This window comes from Dietzia sp. Alg238-R159, assembly GCF_900537145.1.
In the GTDB taxonomy this organism is placed as follows: domain Bacteria; phylum Actinomycetota; class Actinomycetes; order Mycobacteriales; family Mycobacteriaceae; genus Dietzia; species Dietzia kunjamensis.
In genome coordinates, this window is the sequence record NZ_UNRI01000002.1 from 196111 (window position 1) to 209716 (window position 13606).

14 protein-coding genes are annotated in these 13606 nt (G+C 71.4%); 1 reads left to right on the forward strand and 13 read right to left on the reverse strand.

All coding sequences use genetic code 11. The features are described 5' to 3' along the window. Positions 1-52 precede the first annotated feature (52 nt). A complete protein-coding gene (pgl, locus tag G6R20_RS05670; protein ID WP_067716341.1) occupies positions 53-775 on the forward strand; it encodes a 6-phosphogluconolactonase in 723 nt (240 codons plus the stop codon). A gap of 91 nt (positions 776-866) precedes the next feature. Here pgl and secG read toward each other — a convergent pair whose 3' ends face one another. The 13 genes from secG to ribD form a co-directional block, all read right to left on the reverse strand. Then, positions 867-1100, reverse strand: coding sequence for a preprotein translocase subunit SecG (gene secG, locus G6R20_RS05675; protein WP_067716343.1), 234 nt, complete (start codon positions 1098-1100; stop codon positions 867-869). Between the two features lie 127 nt (positions 1101-1227). Further along, positions 1228-2013, reverse strand: coding sequence for a triose-phosphate isomerase (tpiA, locus tag G6R20_RS05680; protein ID WP_067716347.1), 786 nt, complete (start codon positions 2011-2013; stop codon positions 1228-1230). Between the two features lie 26 nt (positions 2014-2039). Continuing rightward, positions 2040-3257 carry a phosphoglycerate kinase gene (locus tag G6R20_RS05685; RefSeq protein ID WP_067716350.1) on the reverse strand — a complete coding sequence of 406 codons (1218 nt, stop codon included), beginning with the start codon at positions 3255-3257 and terminating at the stop codon, positions 2040-2042. A gap of 141 nt (positions 3258-3398) precedes the next feature. After that, positions 3399-4415 (reverse strand): type I glyceraldehyde-3-phosphate dehydrogenase, encoded by a 1017-nt coding sequence (gene gap / locus G6R20_RS05690; protein WP_067716354.1) that lies wholly within the window; start codon positions 4413-4415, stop codon positions 3399-3401. A gap of 120 nt (positions 4416-4535) precedes the next feature. Next, complete coding sequence (gene whiA / locus G6R20_RS05695; RefSeq protein WP_067716356.1) at positions 4536-5519, reverse strand: DNA-binding protein WhiA; 984 nt, start codon at positions 5517-5519, stop codon at positions 4536-4538. A gap of 37 nt (positions 5520-5556) precedes the next feature. Then, a complete protein-coding gene (yvcK, locus tag G6R20_RS05700) occupies positions 5557-6525 on the reverse strand; it encodes a uridine diphosphate-N-acetylglucosamine-binding protein YvcK (protein ID WP_067716358.1) in 969 nt (322 codons plus the stop codon). Between the two features lie 8 nt (positions 6526-6533). Then, complete coding sequence (gene rapZ / locus G6R20_RS05705; protein ID WP_067716361.1) at positions 6534-7424, reverse strand: RNase adapter RapZ; 891 nt, start codon at positions 7422-7424, stop codon at positions 6534-6536. Positions 7425-7428: 4 nt separating this feature from the next. Continuing rightward, positions 7429-9510, reverse strand: a complete 2082-nt coding sequence (gene uvrC, locus G6R20_RS05710; RefSeq protein ID WP_067716363.1) for an excinuclease ABC subunit UvrC — start codon at positions 9508-9510, stop codon at positions 7429-7431. Positions 9511-9516: 6 nt separating this feature from the next. Then, positions 9517-9990, reverse strand: a complete 474-nt coding sequence (locus tag G6R20_RS05715) for a PH domain-containing protein (protein WP_067716366.1) — start codon at positions 9988-9990, stop codon at positions 9517-9519. After that, the gene (ribH, locus tag G6R20_RS05720) at positions 9987-10463 is read right to left on the reverse strand and encodes a 6,7-dimethyl-8-ribityllumazine synthase (protein ID WP_067716367.1); all 477 of its coding nucleotides are present in this window, start codon (positions 10461-10463) and stop codon (positions 9987-9989) included. The genes G6R20_RS05715 and ribH overlap by 4 nt, the downstream gene beginning before the upstream one ends. Continuing rightward, positions 10460-11746 (reverse strand): bifunctional 3,4-dihydroxy-2-butanone-4-phosphate synthase/GTP cyclohydrolase II, encoded by a 1287-nt coding sequence (locus G6R20_RS05725; RefSeq protein WP_163375796.1) that lies wholly within the window; start codon positions 11744-11746, stop codon positions 10460-10462. Before G6R20_RS05725 ends, ribH begins: the two co-directional genes overlap by 4 nt. Before the next feature lie 73 nt (positions 11747-11819). Continuing rightward, the gene (locus G6R20_RS05730; protein ID WP_067716372.1) at positions 11820-12443 is read right to left on the reverse strand and encodes a riboflavin synthase; all 624 of its coding nucleotides are present in this window, start codon (positions 12441-12443) and stop codon (positions 11820-11822) included. Further along, complete coding sequence (ribD, locus tag G6R20_RS05735) at positions 12443-13489, reverse strand: bifunctional diaminohydroxyphosphoribosylaminopyrimidine deaminase/5-amino-6-(5-phosphoribosylamino)uracil reductase RibD (protein WP_163376071.1); 1047 nt, start codon at positions 13487-13489, stop codon at positions 12443-12445. The genes G6R20_RS05730 and ribD overlap by 1 nt, the downstream gene beginning before the upstream one ends. Between the last annotated feature and the right edge of the window lie 117 nt (positions 13490-13606).

The following is a 13606-nucleotide window of genomic DNA, read 5'->3' on the forward strand; positions in this document are numbered from 1 at the left end:
AGGCCCGAGGTCGACGTCACTTCCCCACCGGACCACCACCACAGGAGCGCCGATGTCAGTCACACGCCATCTCGTACACCCGGATGCGGACACCCTCGCCGAAGCGGCAGCCCTCGCCGTCGTCGGGCACCTCAACGAACGGATCGCCACCGCCGGGACCGCGACGCTGTCCCTGACGGGCGGCTCGGTGGGGGTGAAGACCGCCGCCGCACTCGCCGGGGCCGATGTCGACTGGTCACGCGTGACCTTCTACCTGGGGGACGAACGCTTCGTCCCGGCAGACGACCCCGAGCGCAACGACGGGCAGCTCGACGACGTCCTGCTCCGCACCGTGGGCGACCGCGCCACCGTCCACCGCTGGCCGGCCCGCGGACCGGAGTTCGAGGACGTCGACGCCGCGGCCGAGGCGTTCCTCGCCGCGGTGGACCTGCCCCAGGGCGACGAGCCGCTGTTCGACGTCACCCTCCTGGGCATGGGACCCGAGGGGCACATGAACTCGATCTTCCCGCACACTCCGGCGGTCGCCGAGACCGAGCGGCTCGCGGTGGGCGTGCGTGACTGCCCCAAGCCGCCACCGGAGCGACTGACCTTCACCCTCCCGGCGGTGCGCAGGTCGAGGCACGTGCTCGTCGTGGCCGCCGGGGACGGGAAGGCGGAGGCGGTGGCCAGGGGCCTGGGCGGGGCGGACCCCGCGGACTGGCCCGTCGCCGGTGCCGTGGGCACCGAGTCGACCACGTATCACCTGGACGGACCGGCCGCCTCGATGGTGCTCTGAGAACAGGAACGGGGCGCGTCCCTTCCACTCGGTGGAAGAGACGCGCCCCGTCGTCCGCCCGGGCGGTGGGGCCGCGCCGGGGACCGGTCGGTCAGCCGAACCGGACCATGAGGCCGACCGCCACGATGGCGATGACCCAGAGGATCGCGACGACCACGGTGACCCGGTCGAGGTTCCGCTCGACCACGCTGGACCCGGAGAGACTGGACTGGACACCGCCACCGAAGAGCGACGACAGGCCGCCTCCCTTGCCGCGGTGCAGCAGGATGAACAGCATCAGCAGCAGGCTGGTGGTGATGAGGAAGATGTCCAGGGCGAGCTTCATGTAGGGATCGTGCCTCACGTCGGGTCGGGCGGTCGGGTGCGACCGCTACAGACTACCCGGTCGGGTGTCCGCGGCGAATCCCGGCACGCCCGACCCCGCGGGGCCGGGCGCGCCGGTGTGGGCGGTGTCAGGGCAACGGGCCACCGGCGGCGATCGCCGACAGCTGGGCGAACTCGTCCGGCTTGAGCGACGCGCCTCCGACCAGACCACCGTCGACATCGGGCTGGTCGAGCAGCTCGCCGATCGTCGAGGCGTTGACGCTGCCGCCGTACAGGACCCGCATCTGCTCGGCCGTCGCGTCATCGGCCAGATCGGCCAACGTGGAACGGATGGCGGCGCAGACCTCCTGGGCATCGGCGGCGGACGCGGTCTTGCCGGTCCCGATCGCCCACACGGGCTCGTAGGCGATCACGGTGGAGGCCAGCTGGTCCGTGGACAGTCCCGCGAGCGATTCGGAGAGCTGGTTCACGACGAAGTCGACGTGGTCCCCTGCCTCCCGCACCTCGAGCTTCTCGCCGACACACACGATCGGCGTCAACCCGTGCCGGTGGCAGGCGGCGGCCTTGGCCGCGACGAGTTCGTCGGACTCCGCGTGGTAGTCACGGCGCTCGGAATGGCCCACGACGACATAGGTGCAGCCGAGCTTGGCGAGCATCCCCGCCGAGATCTCGCCGGTGTAGGCACCGGACTCGTGGACCGAGACGTCCTGCGCGCCGTAGGCGAAGCCCAGCTTGTCGCCCTCGATGACGATCTGGACGCCACGGATGTCCGTGAACGGGGGGATGAACGCCACGTCCACCTTCTCCAGGTACTTGTCCGGGAGTGCGAAGGCGACCTTTTGGACGAGTGCGATGGCCTCGAGGTGGTTGAGGTTCATCTTCCAGTTGCCGGCGATGAGCGGGGTGCGTGCCATGTTCTCTCCTGTGGTCTCGTCGGTCTTCAGTTGCTGCGCTCGAGGGCGGTGACGCCGGGCAGCTCCTTGCCCTCCAGGTACTCCAGCGAGGCGCCACCCCCGGTGGAGATGTGGGAGAAGTTCTCCTCCCCGAGACCCAGGGTGCGGACGGCGGCGGCGGAGTCGCCGCCGCCGACCACCGAGAACGCGCCGTTCTTCGTCGCGGTGATGATGGCCTCGGCGACACCGCGCGTCCCGGCGGAGAACGCCTCGAACTCGAACACGCCCATGGGGCCGTTCCAGAAGACGGTCTTGGCGGCGGAGAGCTTCTCGCTGAACGCCTTCACCGACTCGGGGCCGATGTCCAGGCCCATCTTCCCCTCCGGGATGGCCTCGGCGGAGACCGTGGAGTGCGCGGCGTCGGCGGCGAAGCCGTCGGCGGCGACCACGTCCACGGGCAGGCTGATCACGTCGCCGAACTTGGCGAGCAGGTCCTTGCAGGTGTCGATCATCTCCTCCTGCAGCAGTGAGGAGCCGACCTCATGGCCCTGAGCGGCGAGGAAGGTGAAGCACATGCCGCCGCCGATGATCAGGGTGTCGACCTTGGGCGCCAGGGCCTCGATCACGGCGAGCTTGTCGGACACCTTGGAGCCGCCCAAGACGACCGCGTAGGGGTGCTCCGGGTCGCCGCTGAGGTTCGCGAGGACCTCGACCTCGCTCTGGACGAGGTCGCCGGCGTAGGCCGGGAGGACCTTGGCGACGTCGTACACCGACGCCTGCGCGCGGTGGACCACCCCGAAACCGTTGGAGACGAACGCCCCGTCCTCGCCCACCAGGCTCGCCAGCTCGGCCGCGAACTCGGCCCGCTGCGCCTCGTCCTTGCTCGTCTCGCGCGGGTCGAACCGCACGTTCTCCACCAGGAGCACGTCCCCGTCGGTCAGGCCGTTGGCTCGCTCGCGGGCGTCCGACCCCACCACGTCACCGGCGAGCTGGACGTAGCGCCCGAGCTCGTCACCCAGCTTCTCCGCCACGGGGGCGAGGGAGAACTCGGGGCCGGGCTCACCCTTCGGGCGGCCGAGATGCGCGGTGATCACCAGCGCTGCACCGGCGTCGAGAAGAGCGTTGAGCGTGGGCAGCGAGGCGGTGATCCGGCCCGCATCGGTGATGGTCGAGCCGTCGAGCGGGACGTTGAGGTCGCAGCGGACGAGGATCTTGCGACCCTCTACGCCGGCATCGAGCAGGTCGTTGAGCGTGCTCACGGCCATGTGGTGGGACTCCTGTCGGAAGAACGGTGGTGATGGTGGGTGGTGCTGCCGGTCCATGTGCTCCGGGCCCGGCCGGGACGCTGTGGGCGTTCCCGGACCGGGCCCGGATCGTCGTACTGGGGATGTCAGTCCCGAGGGGTCTTAGAGCGACTTGCCGACCAAGCCGATGATGTCGGCGAGGCGGTTGGAGTAGCCCCACTCGTTGTCGTACCAGGAGGCGATCTTGATCTGGCCGTCGATCGCCTTGGTCAGCGGCGCGTCGAAGATGGACGAGTGCGGGTCACCGACGATGTCGGAGGAGACGATGGGATCCTCGGTGTACTTGAGGATGCCCTTCATCGCGCCCTCGGCGGCGGCCTTGACCGCGGCGTTGACCTCGTCGACCGAGGCCTTCTTCTCGAGCTCGACCGTGAGGTCGGTGAGCGAGCCGGTGGGCAGCGGGACGCGCACGGCGTAGCCGTCGAACTTACCCTTGAGCTCGGGCAGGACCAGCGCGACGGCCTTGGCCGCACCGGTGGAGGTGGGCACCATGTTGATGCCGGCGGCGCGGGCGCGGCGCATGTCGCTGTGGGGCGCGTCCTGGAGGTTCTGGTCCTGCGTGTAGGCGTGGATCGTGGTCATGAGGCCCTTGACGATCCCGAACTCGTCGGAGAGGACCTTGGCGACCGGCGCGAGGCAGTTGGTGGTGCAGGAGGCGTTGGAGATGATCGTCTGCGAGCCGTCGTACTCGTGGTCGTTGACCCCCATGACGATGGTGATGTCCTCGTTCTTGGCCGGCGCCGAGATGATGACCTTCTTGGCACCACCCTCGAGGTGGCCCTTGGCCTTCTCGGCGTCGGTGAAGATGCCGGTGGACTCGACGACGACGTCGACACCGTAGTCTCCCCACGGCACGGACGCGGGGCCCTCCTTGACCGCGAGGGCGCCGATCTTGGTCCCACCGACCGTGATTGACGAGTCGTCGAACGTGACCTCCTTGCCCAGGCGACCCAGGATGGAGTCGTACTTGAGCAGGTGAGCGAGCATGTCGTTCGTGGTCAGGTCGTTGACGGCCACGATCTCGATGTCCGTCTTGCCCTCGGCCTTGAGAGCCTCCACCGCGCGGTAGAAGTTGCGGCCGATACGTCCGAATCCGTTGATGCCTACGCGCACGGTCACGTGTTGTCTCCTTATTGGTGGTGCGAGAACGCTTGATGTCACCGGGGCCGGGTGGAGCCCGGGACGTGACCCAGACTACCCGGCGTGGACCGCTCCCGCGCAGGGTGCTGCCGGGGTGGATCAGCCTTCGTCGAGCATGTCCTCGGTCACCACGGACTCGGTGTCGGGGATCCCGAGCTCGGCGGCTTTGCGGTCCGCCATGGACAGCAGTCTCCGGATGCGCCCCGCGACCGCGTCCTTGGTCATGGGCGGGTCCGCGAGCTGCCCGAGCTCCTCCAGCGACGACTGGCGGTGCTGGACGCGCAGTTCGCCGGCGGCGAGCAGATGGTCCGGCACGTCCTCGGCGAGGATCTCGAGGGCGCGCTGGACACGGGCGGCCGCGGCCACGGCGGCCCGGGCCGAGCGCCGCAGGTTGGCGTCGTCGAAGTTGGCCAGCCGGTTGGCGGTGGCGCGGACCTCGCCGCGGGAGCGGCGCTCCTCCCAGATGTCCCTGGTGGAGGACGCGCCCAGTCGAGCGAGGAGGACCCCGATCGCCTCGGCGTCGCGGATCACCACGCGGTCCCCTCCCCGGACCTCGCGGGCCTTGGCCGTCACTCCCAACCTGCGGGCCGCACCCACGAGCGCCATCGCCGCCTCCGCCCCCGGGGCGGTGACCTCCAACGCCGAGGAGCGGCCGGGCTTGGTGAGCGAACCGTGGGCGAGGAACGCGCCCCGCCACGCCGCCTCGGAGGCGGCGACCGAGCCGCCGACGACCGCGGCCGGCAGTCCTCGGACCGTCCGGCCGGCGTTGTCGACCAGCCCGAGCTGACGGGCCAGGTCCGCACCCCGGTCGATGACCCGCAGGACGAACTTGCGGGCGGGACGTCCGCCCGAACCCCCGATCGGGTGGATCTCACAGGGGACGGAGAACAGGGCGTCGAGTTCGCCGGCGAGACGGTCCGCGATCTCGCCGGAGTCCACCTCCGCTTCGATCACGAGTCGGTTGGACAGGACCTGGAGGGTGCCGGCGAACCTCAGCAGGGCGGACACCTCGGCCCTCCTGGTCTCGGAGTTCCCCACGGGGACCCTCACCAGTTCGGACTTGACCTGTGCGGTCAGCGACACGCCCTGCTCCTTCGTTCTCGGCTCATCGACCCGGCCCTCATCGCACCGAGTCGGCGAGCGCCGAGGCCAGCAGTGCGGGGTCGTGGACAGGCCTCATCGTCCCATCTTCGGCGGTCTTCGCTATCTCCGCGGTCATCACGCGTGCCCCCAGTCCCGCCGCGGCCCGTTCGAGATGCTCGCGTTCGGTGGCGCTCAGCGGCATCCTCGGGTCCACGAGCAGGACGTCGATGTCGACCTCGGGAGCGTGTTGACGCAACACGTGGAGGTGTTGCTCGGCGGAGAACCCGGCGGTCTCCCCCGGCTGGGGTGCGAGGTTGAGCACGAGGGCCTTGGTCGCGGCCGTCCTCTTGAGCGCGGTCGCGATCTCGGGCACGAGCACGTTGGGGATCACGCTGGTGAACCACGATCCGGGTCCGAGGACCACGAGGTCGGCTCCGGTGATCGCCTCCACCACGCCCTCCGCGGCGGGCGGAGCGGCCGGGATGAGGGTGACCCGGCGAACGCTGCCCGGTGTGGTCGCGACGGCGACCTGTCCGATGATGGTCCGCACGACGCGGGGGTCCGCTTCCAGACCGACGACCTCTGCGGCGATGTCGAGGGCGACCGGGGACATCGGCAGGACACGGCCGGTGACACCGAGGATCGACCCGACCGCGTCGAGTGCGTCGACCGGGTCTCCGAGCAGCTCCCACAGGCCGGCGAAGACGAGGTTGCCCACCGCGTGTCCGGCCAGCGCCCCGGTGCCGCCGTAGCGGTGCTGGAAGAGTCGGGTGAGCAGCGCCTTCTCGTCGTCTTCGGCGGCGAGGGCGCACAGGGCCATCCGTAGGTCGCCCGGTGGGAGGATGCCCAGCTCGCGCCGCAGTCGCCCCGAGGAGCCGCCGTCGTCGGCGACCGTCACCACCGCGGTGACGTGGTCGGCGACGAGGCGTGCGGCCCGGAGGGTCGCCGACAGGCCGTGGCCGCCGCCGAGGGCGACGAGGGACGGGATACCGCTGTCGTGTGTCATGGCCGGCCTCATTCCCGCCCGAGGTCGCGGTGGCGTACGTGGACCTCGACCGAGTCGAGGCCGGACAGTCTGCCGGCGAGCGACTCGGAGATGGCCACGCTCCGGTGCTTGCCCCCGGTGCAGCCGACCGCGATCGTCATGTAGCGCTTGCCCTCGCGCCGGTAGCCGGTCATGGCCAGGCGGATCATGGACACCGCCGCGCGCAGGTACTCCTCGATGGATTCGTCGGCGAGGACGTAGTCCTGGACGGGCTTGTCGCGCCCCGTGTGCGGCTGGAGCTCGGGGATCCAGTGCGGGTTGGGCAGGAACCGCATGTCCATCAGCATGTCGACGTCCACGGGGACGCCGTACTTGAACCCGAACGACTCGACGGTGAGGTGGAAGTCGAACCCGAGGTCACCGAAGGGGGTCTCCAGCCGGTGGCGGAGGTCGTGGACACTGAGCGCCGAGGTGTCCACGACGACGTCGGCACGCCCCCGCAGCCCCTCGAGGATCCTGCGCTCCCGGGTGATGCCGTCGATCAGGCCGCCACCCGACTGCAGCGGATGGGAGCGACGGACGTTGTTGAACCTGCTGACCAGCGCCTCGTCCGAGGCCTCGAGGAACAGGATCCGTGCCTGCGGGCGCCGGTCGAACAGGTCGAGGAGGTCGCCGAGGTGTTCGTCGAACCCGAGGCTGCGGGTGTCGGCGACGATCGCCAGGCGGAGGGGCTCGTCGTCGGACTCCTCGAACCGGGCGAGCAGGTCGCCAACGAAGGTCAACGGGAGGTTGTCGACGACATACCAGCCGAATTCCTCGAGGACCTTGGACGCGGTCCCCTTGCCCGCCCCGGACATGCCGCTGATCAGGAGGAGCTCGCGCCCCCGCGCGGCGTGGCCGTCGTCGTCACCTGCGTCCATCGTCTCACCTCGTGTCATCGGTCAGTCCCGGGTCGGTCTGTCCCCGGTCGGGCTGCCCGCCCGAGTCTCCCACGTCGGCGGCGGCCGCGTCCGCGGGCTCGGCACCACCGAGAGTCGCCCGGATCGCGGCGGCGACCCCCGGACCGATCCCCGGCACGGCGCACAGCTCGTCCGCGCTCGCGGCGCGCAGTGCGGACACGGTCGGGAACGTCTCCACCAACGCCGCCCGACGGGTGGGCCCGAGGCCGGGGACGTCGTCGAGCACGGAGGCCGTCATCCGCCTGGACCGCGCGCTCCGGTGGGCACGGATGGCGAACCGGTGGGCCTCGTCGCGGAGCCGCTGGAGCAGGAACAGCCCCTCCCCGTGGCGCGGGAAGATCACGGGGTACTCCTCTCCCGGGAGCCAGATCTCCTCGAGTCGCTTGGCGATCCCGACCACCGGTACGTCGGTGACCCCCAGCTCGGAGAGGACCTCGGCGGCCGCCTCGACCTGGGGCCGACCACCGTCGACGACGAAGAGCTGTGGCGGGTAGGCGAACCGGCGGGACGCGGGGGCGGCGTCCCCCGTTCCCGCGTCGTCGTCGACCGGCCCGTCGACCTCGTCCGGGGTGACGGAGGGGTCCTCGTGGTGACGCCGGAAGCGACGACGCGTGACCTCGGCGATGCTGCCGACGTCGTCGGAGTGGCCGCCACCCGCGGCGTCGCGGATGCGGTAGAGCCGGTAGTCGCTCTTGCGCGGGATGCCGTCCTCGAAGACGACGAGGGAGGCCATGACGTCGGTGCCCTGGGTGTGGGAGATGTCCACGCACTCGATGCGCAGGGGCGCTGAGTCCAGCTCGAGGGTCTCCTGGATCTCCTGGAGCGCCGCGGAGCGGGCGGTGAGGTCGCCGCTGCGCCGGAGTTTGTGCTGCGTCAGGGCCTCGACGGCGTTGCGGTGGACCGTCTCCGCCAGGGCCCGCTTGTCACCCCGCTGGGGTACCCGGAGCGACACACGGGAGCCGCGCAGTGCCGAGAGCCACTCCGCGAGCTCGTCCGAGTCCTCGGGCAGGGCGGGCACCAGCACCTCGCGGGGTACGGCAGCCGAGATGTCGCCGGATTCGGCCGCCTCGGCGAGGTCGGCCTCTCCCCCGTAGAACTGCGCGAGATAGTCGGAGACGACCCCGGGCACGGCACGGGCCGCGTCGAACTCGCCGTCGGCGTCGACGCCGTGGGCGTGTTCGACCACCCAGCCGCGCTGACCGCGGATGCGGCCCCCGCGCACGTGGAACACCTGGACGGAGACCTGCAGTTCGTCGACCTCGACGCCCACCACGTCGGCGTCGGTGCCGTCACCCAGCACGACGGCCTGCTTCTCCATCGCACGCCGCATGGAGCCGAGGTCGTCACGCAGCCGCGCGGCCCGTTCGAAGTCGAGGTCCGCGGAGGCCTCGAGCATCCGCTTCTCGATGCGGCGCATGATCGCATCGGTACGTCCGGCCAGGAAGTCGATGAGCTCGTTGACAATCGCGCGGTGCTCGTCCGGGGTCACCCGTCCGATGCAGGGGGCGGCGCACTTGTCGATGTATCCCAGCAGACAGGGCCTGCCGAGCTGCGCCTGCCGCTTGAACACCCCGGCGGAGCACGAGCGGACGGGGAACACCCGCTGCAGAGTGTCGAGGGTGTCGCGGATGGCCCACGCGTGTGAGTAGGGCCCGAAGTAGCGGGTCCCCGGGCGCCGGGGTCCCCGGTAGACGAAGGCACGGGGGAACTCCTCCCCCACGGTGACCGCCAGCATCGGATACGTCTTGTCGTCGCGGTACCGGACGTTGAACCGGGGGTCGTACTTCTTGATCCACGTGTACTCGAGCTGGAGCGCCTCGACCTCGGTGGACACGACCGTCCACTGCACGCCGGCCGCGGCGAGAACCATTCGCCGGGTACGGGGGTGGAGGAGGGACAGGTCCGCGAAGTACGAGCTCAGCCGGCTCCGCAGGTTCTTCGCCTTGCCGACGTAGATGACGCGCCCGTGCTCGTCACGGAAGCGGTAGACCCCCGGCTCCGTCGGGATCGAGCCGGGGGCCGGGCGGTAGGTTCGCGGATCGGCCACGGCGGGTCAGCGGTCGGCGACGGTCTCGGGATCGGCGGCCGAGGGCTTGTGGGTGCGGACGGCCTCGCGCAGGCGCGCCATGCCGTCGATCCCGTGCTGGCCGTCGATGGACTGGATAGCCCAGATCCCCGCGTGCTCGTAGGCCGGGAGTTCGAGCCGGGGCCAGTAGCTGGAGCGCGGGAACGTCAGCCCGACGACGTCGTCCCAGCCCCAGGTCCGGACGCGCAGCGGCCCGCGGAGCTCGACGCCCTGCTGCCCGACCCGGACGCGGATCCGCAGGAGGGTCAGCAGCACCCCGGCGAAGATGAACCCGATCACTACGAAGGCGAACTGATCGGCGATCCCGATCGTCACCCCGGTGTCACCGCGGACGAGGATCACCGCCCACACCACGTGGACGATGACGATGAGCACCGCCACGGCGATCGCGGTGGTGCGCATCCGACGGGGCCGGTGCTCGAACTCCCAGTTCTCGTTCATCGACCGGTCCTCAGGTCGCGCAGGGCGATGGCGGCGCCGAGCACGGCGGCGACGGCCTCTCCCCCCTTGTCCTCGGAGGCACCCTCGTGGCCGTCGCGGTCTCGGGCCTGGCCCTCGTTCTCGGTGGTGAGCACCCCGTGGGCGACAGGGGTGGCCTCGTCGAGGGCGATCCGGGTGAGCCCGTCGGTCACCGAGCGACAGACGTAGTCGAAGTGCGGGGTCGCACCCCGGATCACCACGCCGAGCGCCACGACGGCGTCATGGGTCCGTGCGAGCTCCTGGGCCACCACCGGTAGCTCCACGGCTCCGGTCACGCGGGCCAGGGTCACCACCGCGCCGGAGGCGTCGGCGACGGCCAGGGCCCGGTCCAGCAGTTGGGCGCAGATCTCCTGGTGCCAGGTGGAGGCCACCACCCCGAGCCGCAGCCCGCGGGCGTCGGGGATCACCAGTTCCGGTCTACCGCTGCCGCTCATGGCTGATCCTCTCCGTCCACGTCCACGTCCACGTCCACGTCGGCGCCGGCCGGGCCGGCGGGTCCCTCGTCGAGCCCCTCGAGCAGGTGGCCCATCCGGTCGCGCTTGGTGCGCAGGTACCGCAGGTTCTCGGGCGTGACCGCCGTCGGCATGGGCACCCGGGCCACCACCTCCACGCCACCGGCGCGCAGGGCGTCGGCCTTGGCGGGGTTGTTGGTCATCAGTCGTACCCGGGTCACTCCGAGGTCGCGCAGCATCTGTGCGGCCAGGCTGAAGTCGCGGGCGTCGGCGGGCAGGCCCAGGTCGAGATTGGCGTCGACGGTGTCGCGTCCGGAGTCCTGCAGTTGGTAGGCGCGCAGTTTCTGCACCAGGCCGATCCCCCGGCCCTCGTGCCCACGCATGTACAGCACGACCCCGCGCCCCTCCTCGCACACCGCGGCGACGGCAGCGTCGAGTTGCGGGCCGCAGTCACAGCGCAGCGAGTGGAACACGTCGCCGGTCAGGCACTCGGAGTGGATGCGGACGGAGACCGGATCGTCCCCCGCTATGTCGCCGGCCACCATGGCGACGTGTTCGACTCCCTGGAGGATGTCGCGGTACCCGTGGGCGGTCATGGTCCCGGCCGGCGTGGGGATCCGGGCGGCGACCTCGTGCACCACCTGGACCTCGTTCGCGCGGCGCCACGCCTGGAGCGCCTCGATGGTGATCATCGCCAGCCCGTGCTCGTCGGCGAACCGCCGGAGTTCGGGGGTGCGCGCCATGGTCGTGGGGTCGTCCTCGGACACGATCTCGCAGATGACGCCCGCCGGGCGCAGACCGGCCAACCGGGCGAGGTCGACGGCGGACTCGGTGTGGCCGGGCCGGGTGAGCACGCCGCCGGGCCGGGCGCGCAGGGGCACCACGTGGCCGGGCCGGGTGAAGTCGCCGGGCACGGTGTCGTCGGCGGCGAGCAGCCTCGCGGTGCGGGCGCGGTCGGCGGCCGAGATGCCGGTGGAGACCCCCGTGCGCGCGTCGACCGTCACGGTGTACGCGGTGTCGTGGCGGTCCTCGTTGATGGCGCGCATGGGCGGCAGGTCCAGCCGAAGGCAGTCCTCCGCCTCGAGCGCGACGCACACGTAACCGGAGGAGTACCGCACGAGGAAGCCCATCAGCTCGGGCGTCGCGAGTTCGGCGGCGAAGATCAGGTCGCCCTCGTTCTCGCGGTCCTCACTGTCCACCACCACGACGGCCCGTCCCGCCGCGATGTCGGCGATGGCTCGCTCGATGCCGTCAAAGGTGGTCACTGCTGCGGGTTCTCCTAGGTCTGGCGGGCCCGGGCGGAGGCCGCGGGCGCGGGTTCAAGTATGGCGCATCGGGTCAGTGGGACCCCCCACCGCGTCCGCCCAGCAGCCGCTCGACGTACTTGGCCAGCACGTCGACCTCCAGGTTGACGGGGTCGCCCGCGCCCAGTCCCCCGAGGATCGTGTCGGCGAGCGTCGTGGGGATGAGGGACACCTCGAACCACGGCTCCGGCTCGTCCGCGGCACTGACCGCCGAGACCGTCAGCGAGGTCCCGGAGACGGTGATCGACCCCTTCTCGACCACGTACCGGGCGAGGTCACCCGGCAGCGAGATGCGCACGACGTGCCAGTGCTCGTGCTCGTCGCGGCTGATCACGTGGCCTGTGCCGTCGACGTGGCCCTGGACGATGTGACCGCCGAACCGGGCGTCCGCGCGCATGGCGCGTTCCAGGTTGACGGGGTCGCCCGGTGACAGTGCACCGAGTGCGGTCCGGTCGAGCGACTCGGCCATCACGTCCACCTCGAAGTACTCCCCCGGCTCCCAGCCGGTGACGGTCAGGCACACCCCGTTGACGGCGATCGAGTCACCGTGGTGGGCGTCCGAGGTGACCAGGGGCCCCCGTATGCGCAGGCGCGCGGAGTCGCCGGTCGTCTCGACCGAGTCGAGGGTTCCGAGCTCCTCCACGATTCCGGTGAACATCAGCGGGGTCCTCTCGTCGGTGCGGTCGGCGTGGTCGCGGTGGCGGGTCGTGTCAGGCCGGGTCGTGTCAAGCGCAGGTGGACGTCGTCGCCGAGGACGGTGGTCCCTCGGATCCGGAAACCGTGGGCGGCCGCGAGCGTGTCCACCCCGGCTCCGGAGACCGCCGACCGCCCGGCGCCGAGCACCAGGGGCGCGAGGTACGCGTCGATCTCGTCGACGAGTCCGGCGGCGAGGAACGCCCCCGCCAGCCTGGGGCCGCCCTCGACGAGGACGTGGGAGACCTCGCCGAGAAGTCCCAGCGCCTCGGCGGGATCGCGGGTGGCCAGGTGTCGGAACCGGCCGTCGGTGCCGCGCACCGTCGCGTCCGCGGGCACGGGGCTCAGCCCCATCACCGCCCGGAGGGGCTGGCGGGGGGCGGGCCGGCCGTCGTCGGTGCGGGCGGTCAGCGCGGGGTCGTCGGCGCGCAACGTTCCGGTGCCGACGACGAGGGCGTCGATCTCCTGCCGTCTGGCGTGGGCGTGGCGGCGCGAAACCGGCCCGGTGATCCACTTGCTCGACCCGTCCGCGGCCGCGACCCTGCCGTCCAGGCTCGCCGCGTACTTCCAGGTGACGAGGGGTCGGCCGTGGTCCTGACGGTGGAGCCACGCCCTCAGCGGGCCACTGCGGGCGGCGCCCACCTCGTCGTCGTCGGCTCGTGCCACCTCGATCCCCTCGCGCCGCAGGGTCCCGGCTCCGCCGGAGGCCACCGGATTGGGGTCGGACACCGCGTAGACCACGCGGGCGAGCCCGGCGGCGACGATGCGGGAGGTGCACGGACCGGTGCGCCCGTGGTGGTCACACGGCTCGAGGGTGACCACGATCGTCCCACCGCGCGCGCGGTCCCCGGCGGAGTCCAGCGCCACCACCTCGGCGTGCCGTCCGCCCGGGGCCTCGGTCGCGCCGATGCCCACGACCTCTCCGGCGGCGTCGAGCACCACCGCACCGACCGGCGGGTTGGGGGTGCACACCCCCAACGCGGAGGCGGACACGGCGATAGCCCGGGCCAGGGCGTCCCGCTCGCGACGACGGTCGGCGGGGTCGGCCCCGCCCGTCGCTGATACCCCGGGCCCGCTCGGCACCCCGGGCCCGTTCGGGCCCTGTGGCACTTCCGGCACGTCCGGCAC

Excerpts from the sequence above, each read along its gene's own strand:
- pgl (WP_067716341.1), top strand. The coding sequence starts at position 53 with ATGTCAGTCACACGCCATCTCGTACACCCGGATGCGGACACCCTCGCC.
- secG (WP_067716343.1), bottom strand. The coding sequence starts at position 1,100 with ATGAAGCTCGCCCTGGACATCTTCCTCATCACCACCAGCCTGCTGCTG.
- tpiA (WP_067716347.1), bottom strand. The coding sequence starts at position 2,013 with ATGGCACGCACCCCGCTCATCGCCGGCAACTGGAAGATGAACCTCAAC.
- G6R20_RS05685 (WP_067716350.1), bottom strand. The coding sequence starts at position 3,257 with ATGGCCGTGAGCACGCTCAACGACCTGCTCGATGCCGGCGTAGAGGGT.
- yvcK (WP_067716358.1), bottom strand. The coding sequence starts at position 6,525 with ATGACACACGACAGCGGTATCCCGTCCCTCGTCGCCCTCGGCGGCGGC.
- rapZ (WP_067716361.1), bottom strand. The coding sequence starts at position 7,424 with ATGGACGCAGGTGACGACGACGGCCACGCCGCGCGGGGGCGCGAGCTC.
- G6R20_RS05715 (WP_067716366.1), bottom strand. The coding sequence starts at position 9,990 with ATGAACGAGAACTGGGAGTTCGAGCACCGGCCCCGTCGGATGCGCACC.
- ribH (WP_067716367.1), bottom strand. The coding sequence starts at position 10,463 with ATGAGCGGCAGCGGTAGACCGGAACTGGTGATCCCCGACGCCCGCGGG.
- G6R20_RS05730 (WP_067716372.1), bottom strand. The coding sequence starts at position 12,443 with ATGTTCACCGGAATCGTGGAGGAGCTCGGAACCCTCGACTCGGTCGAG.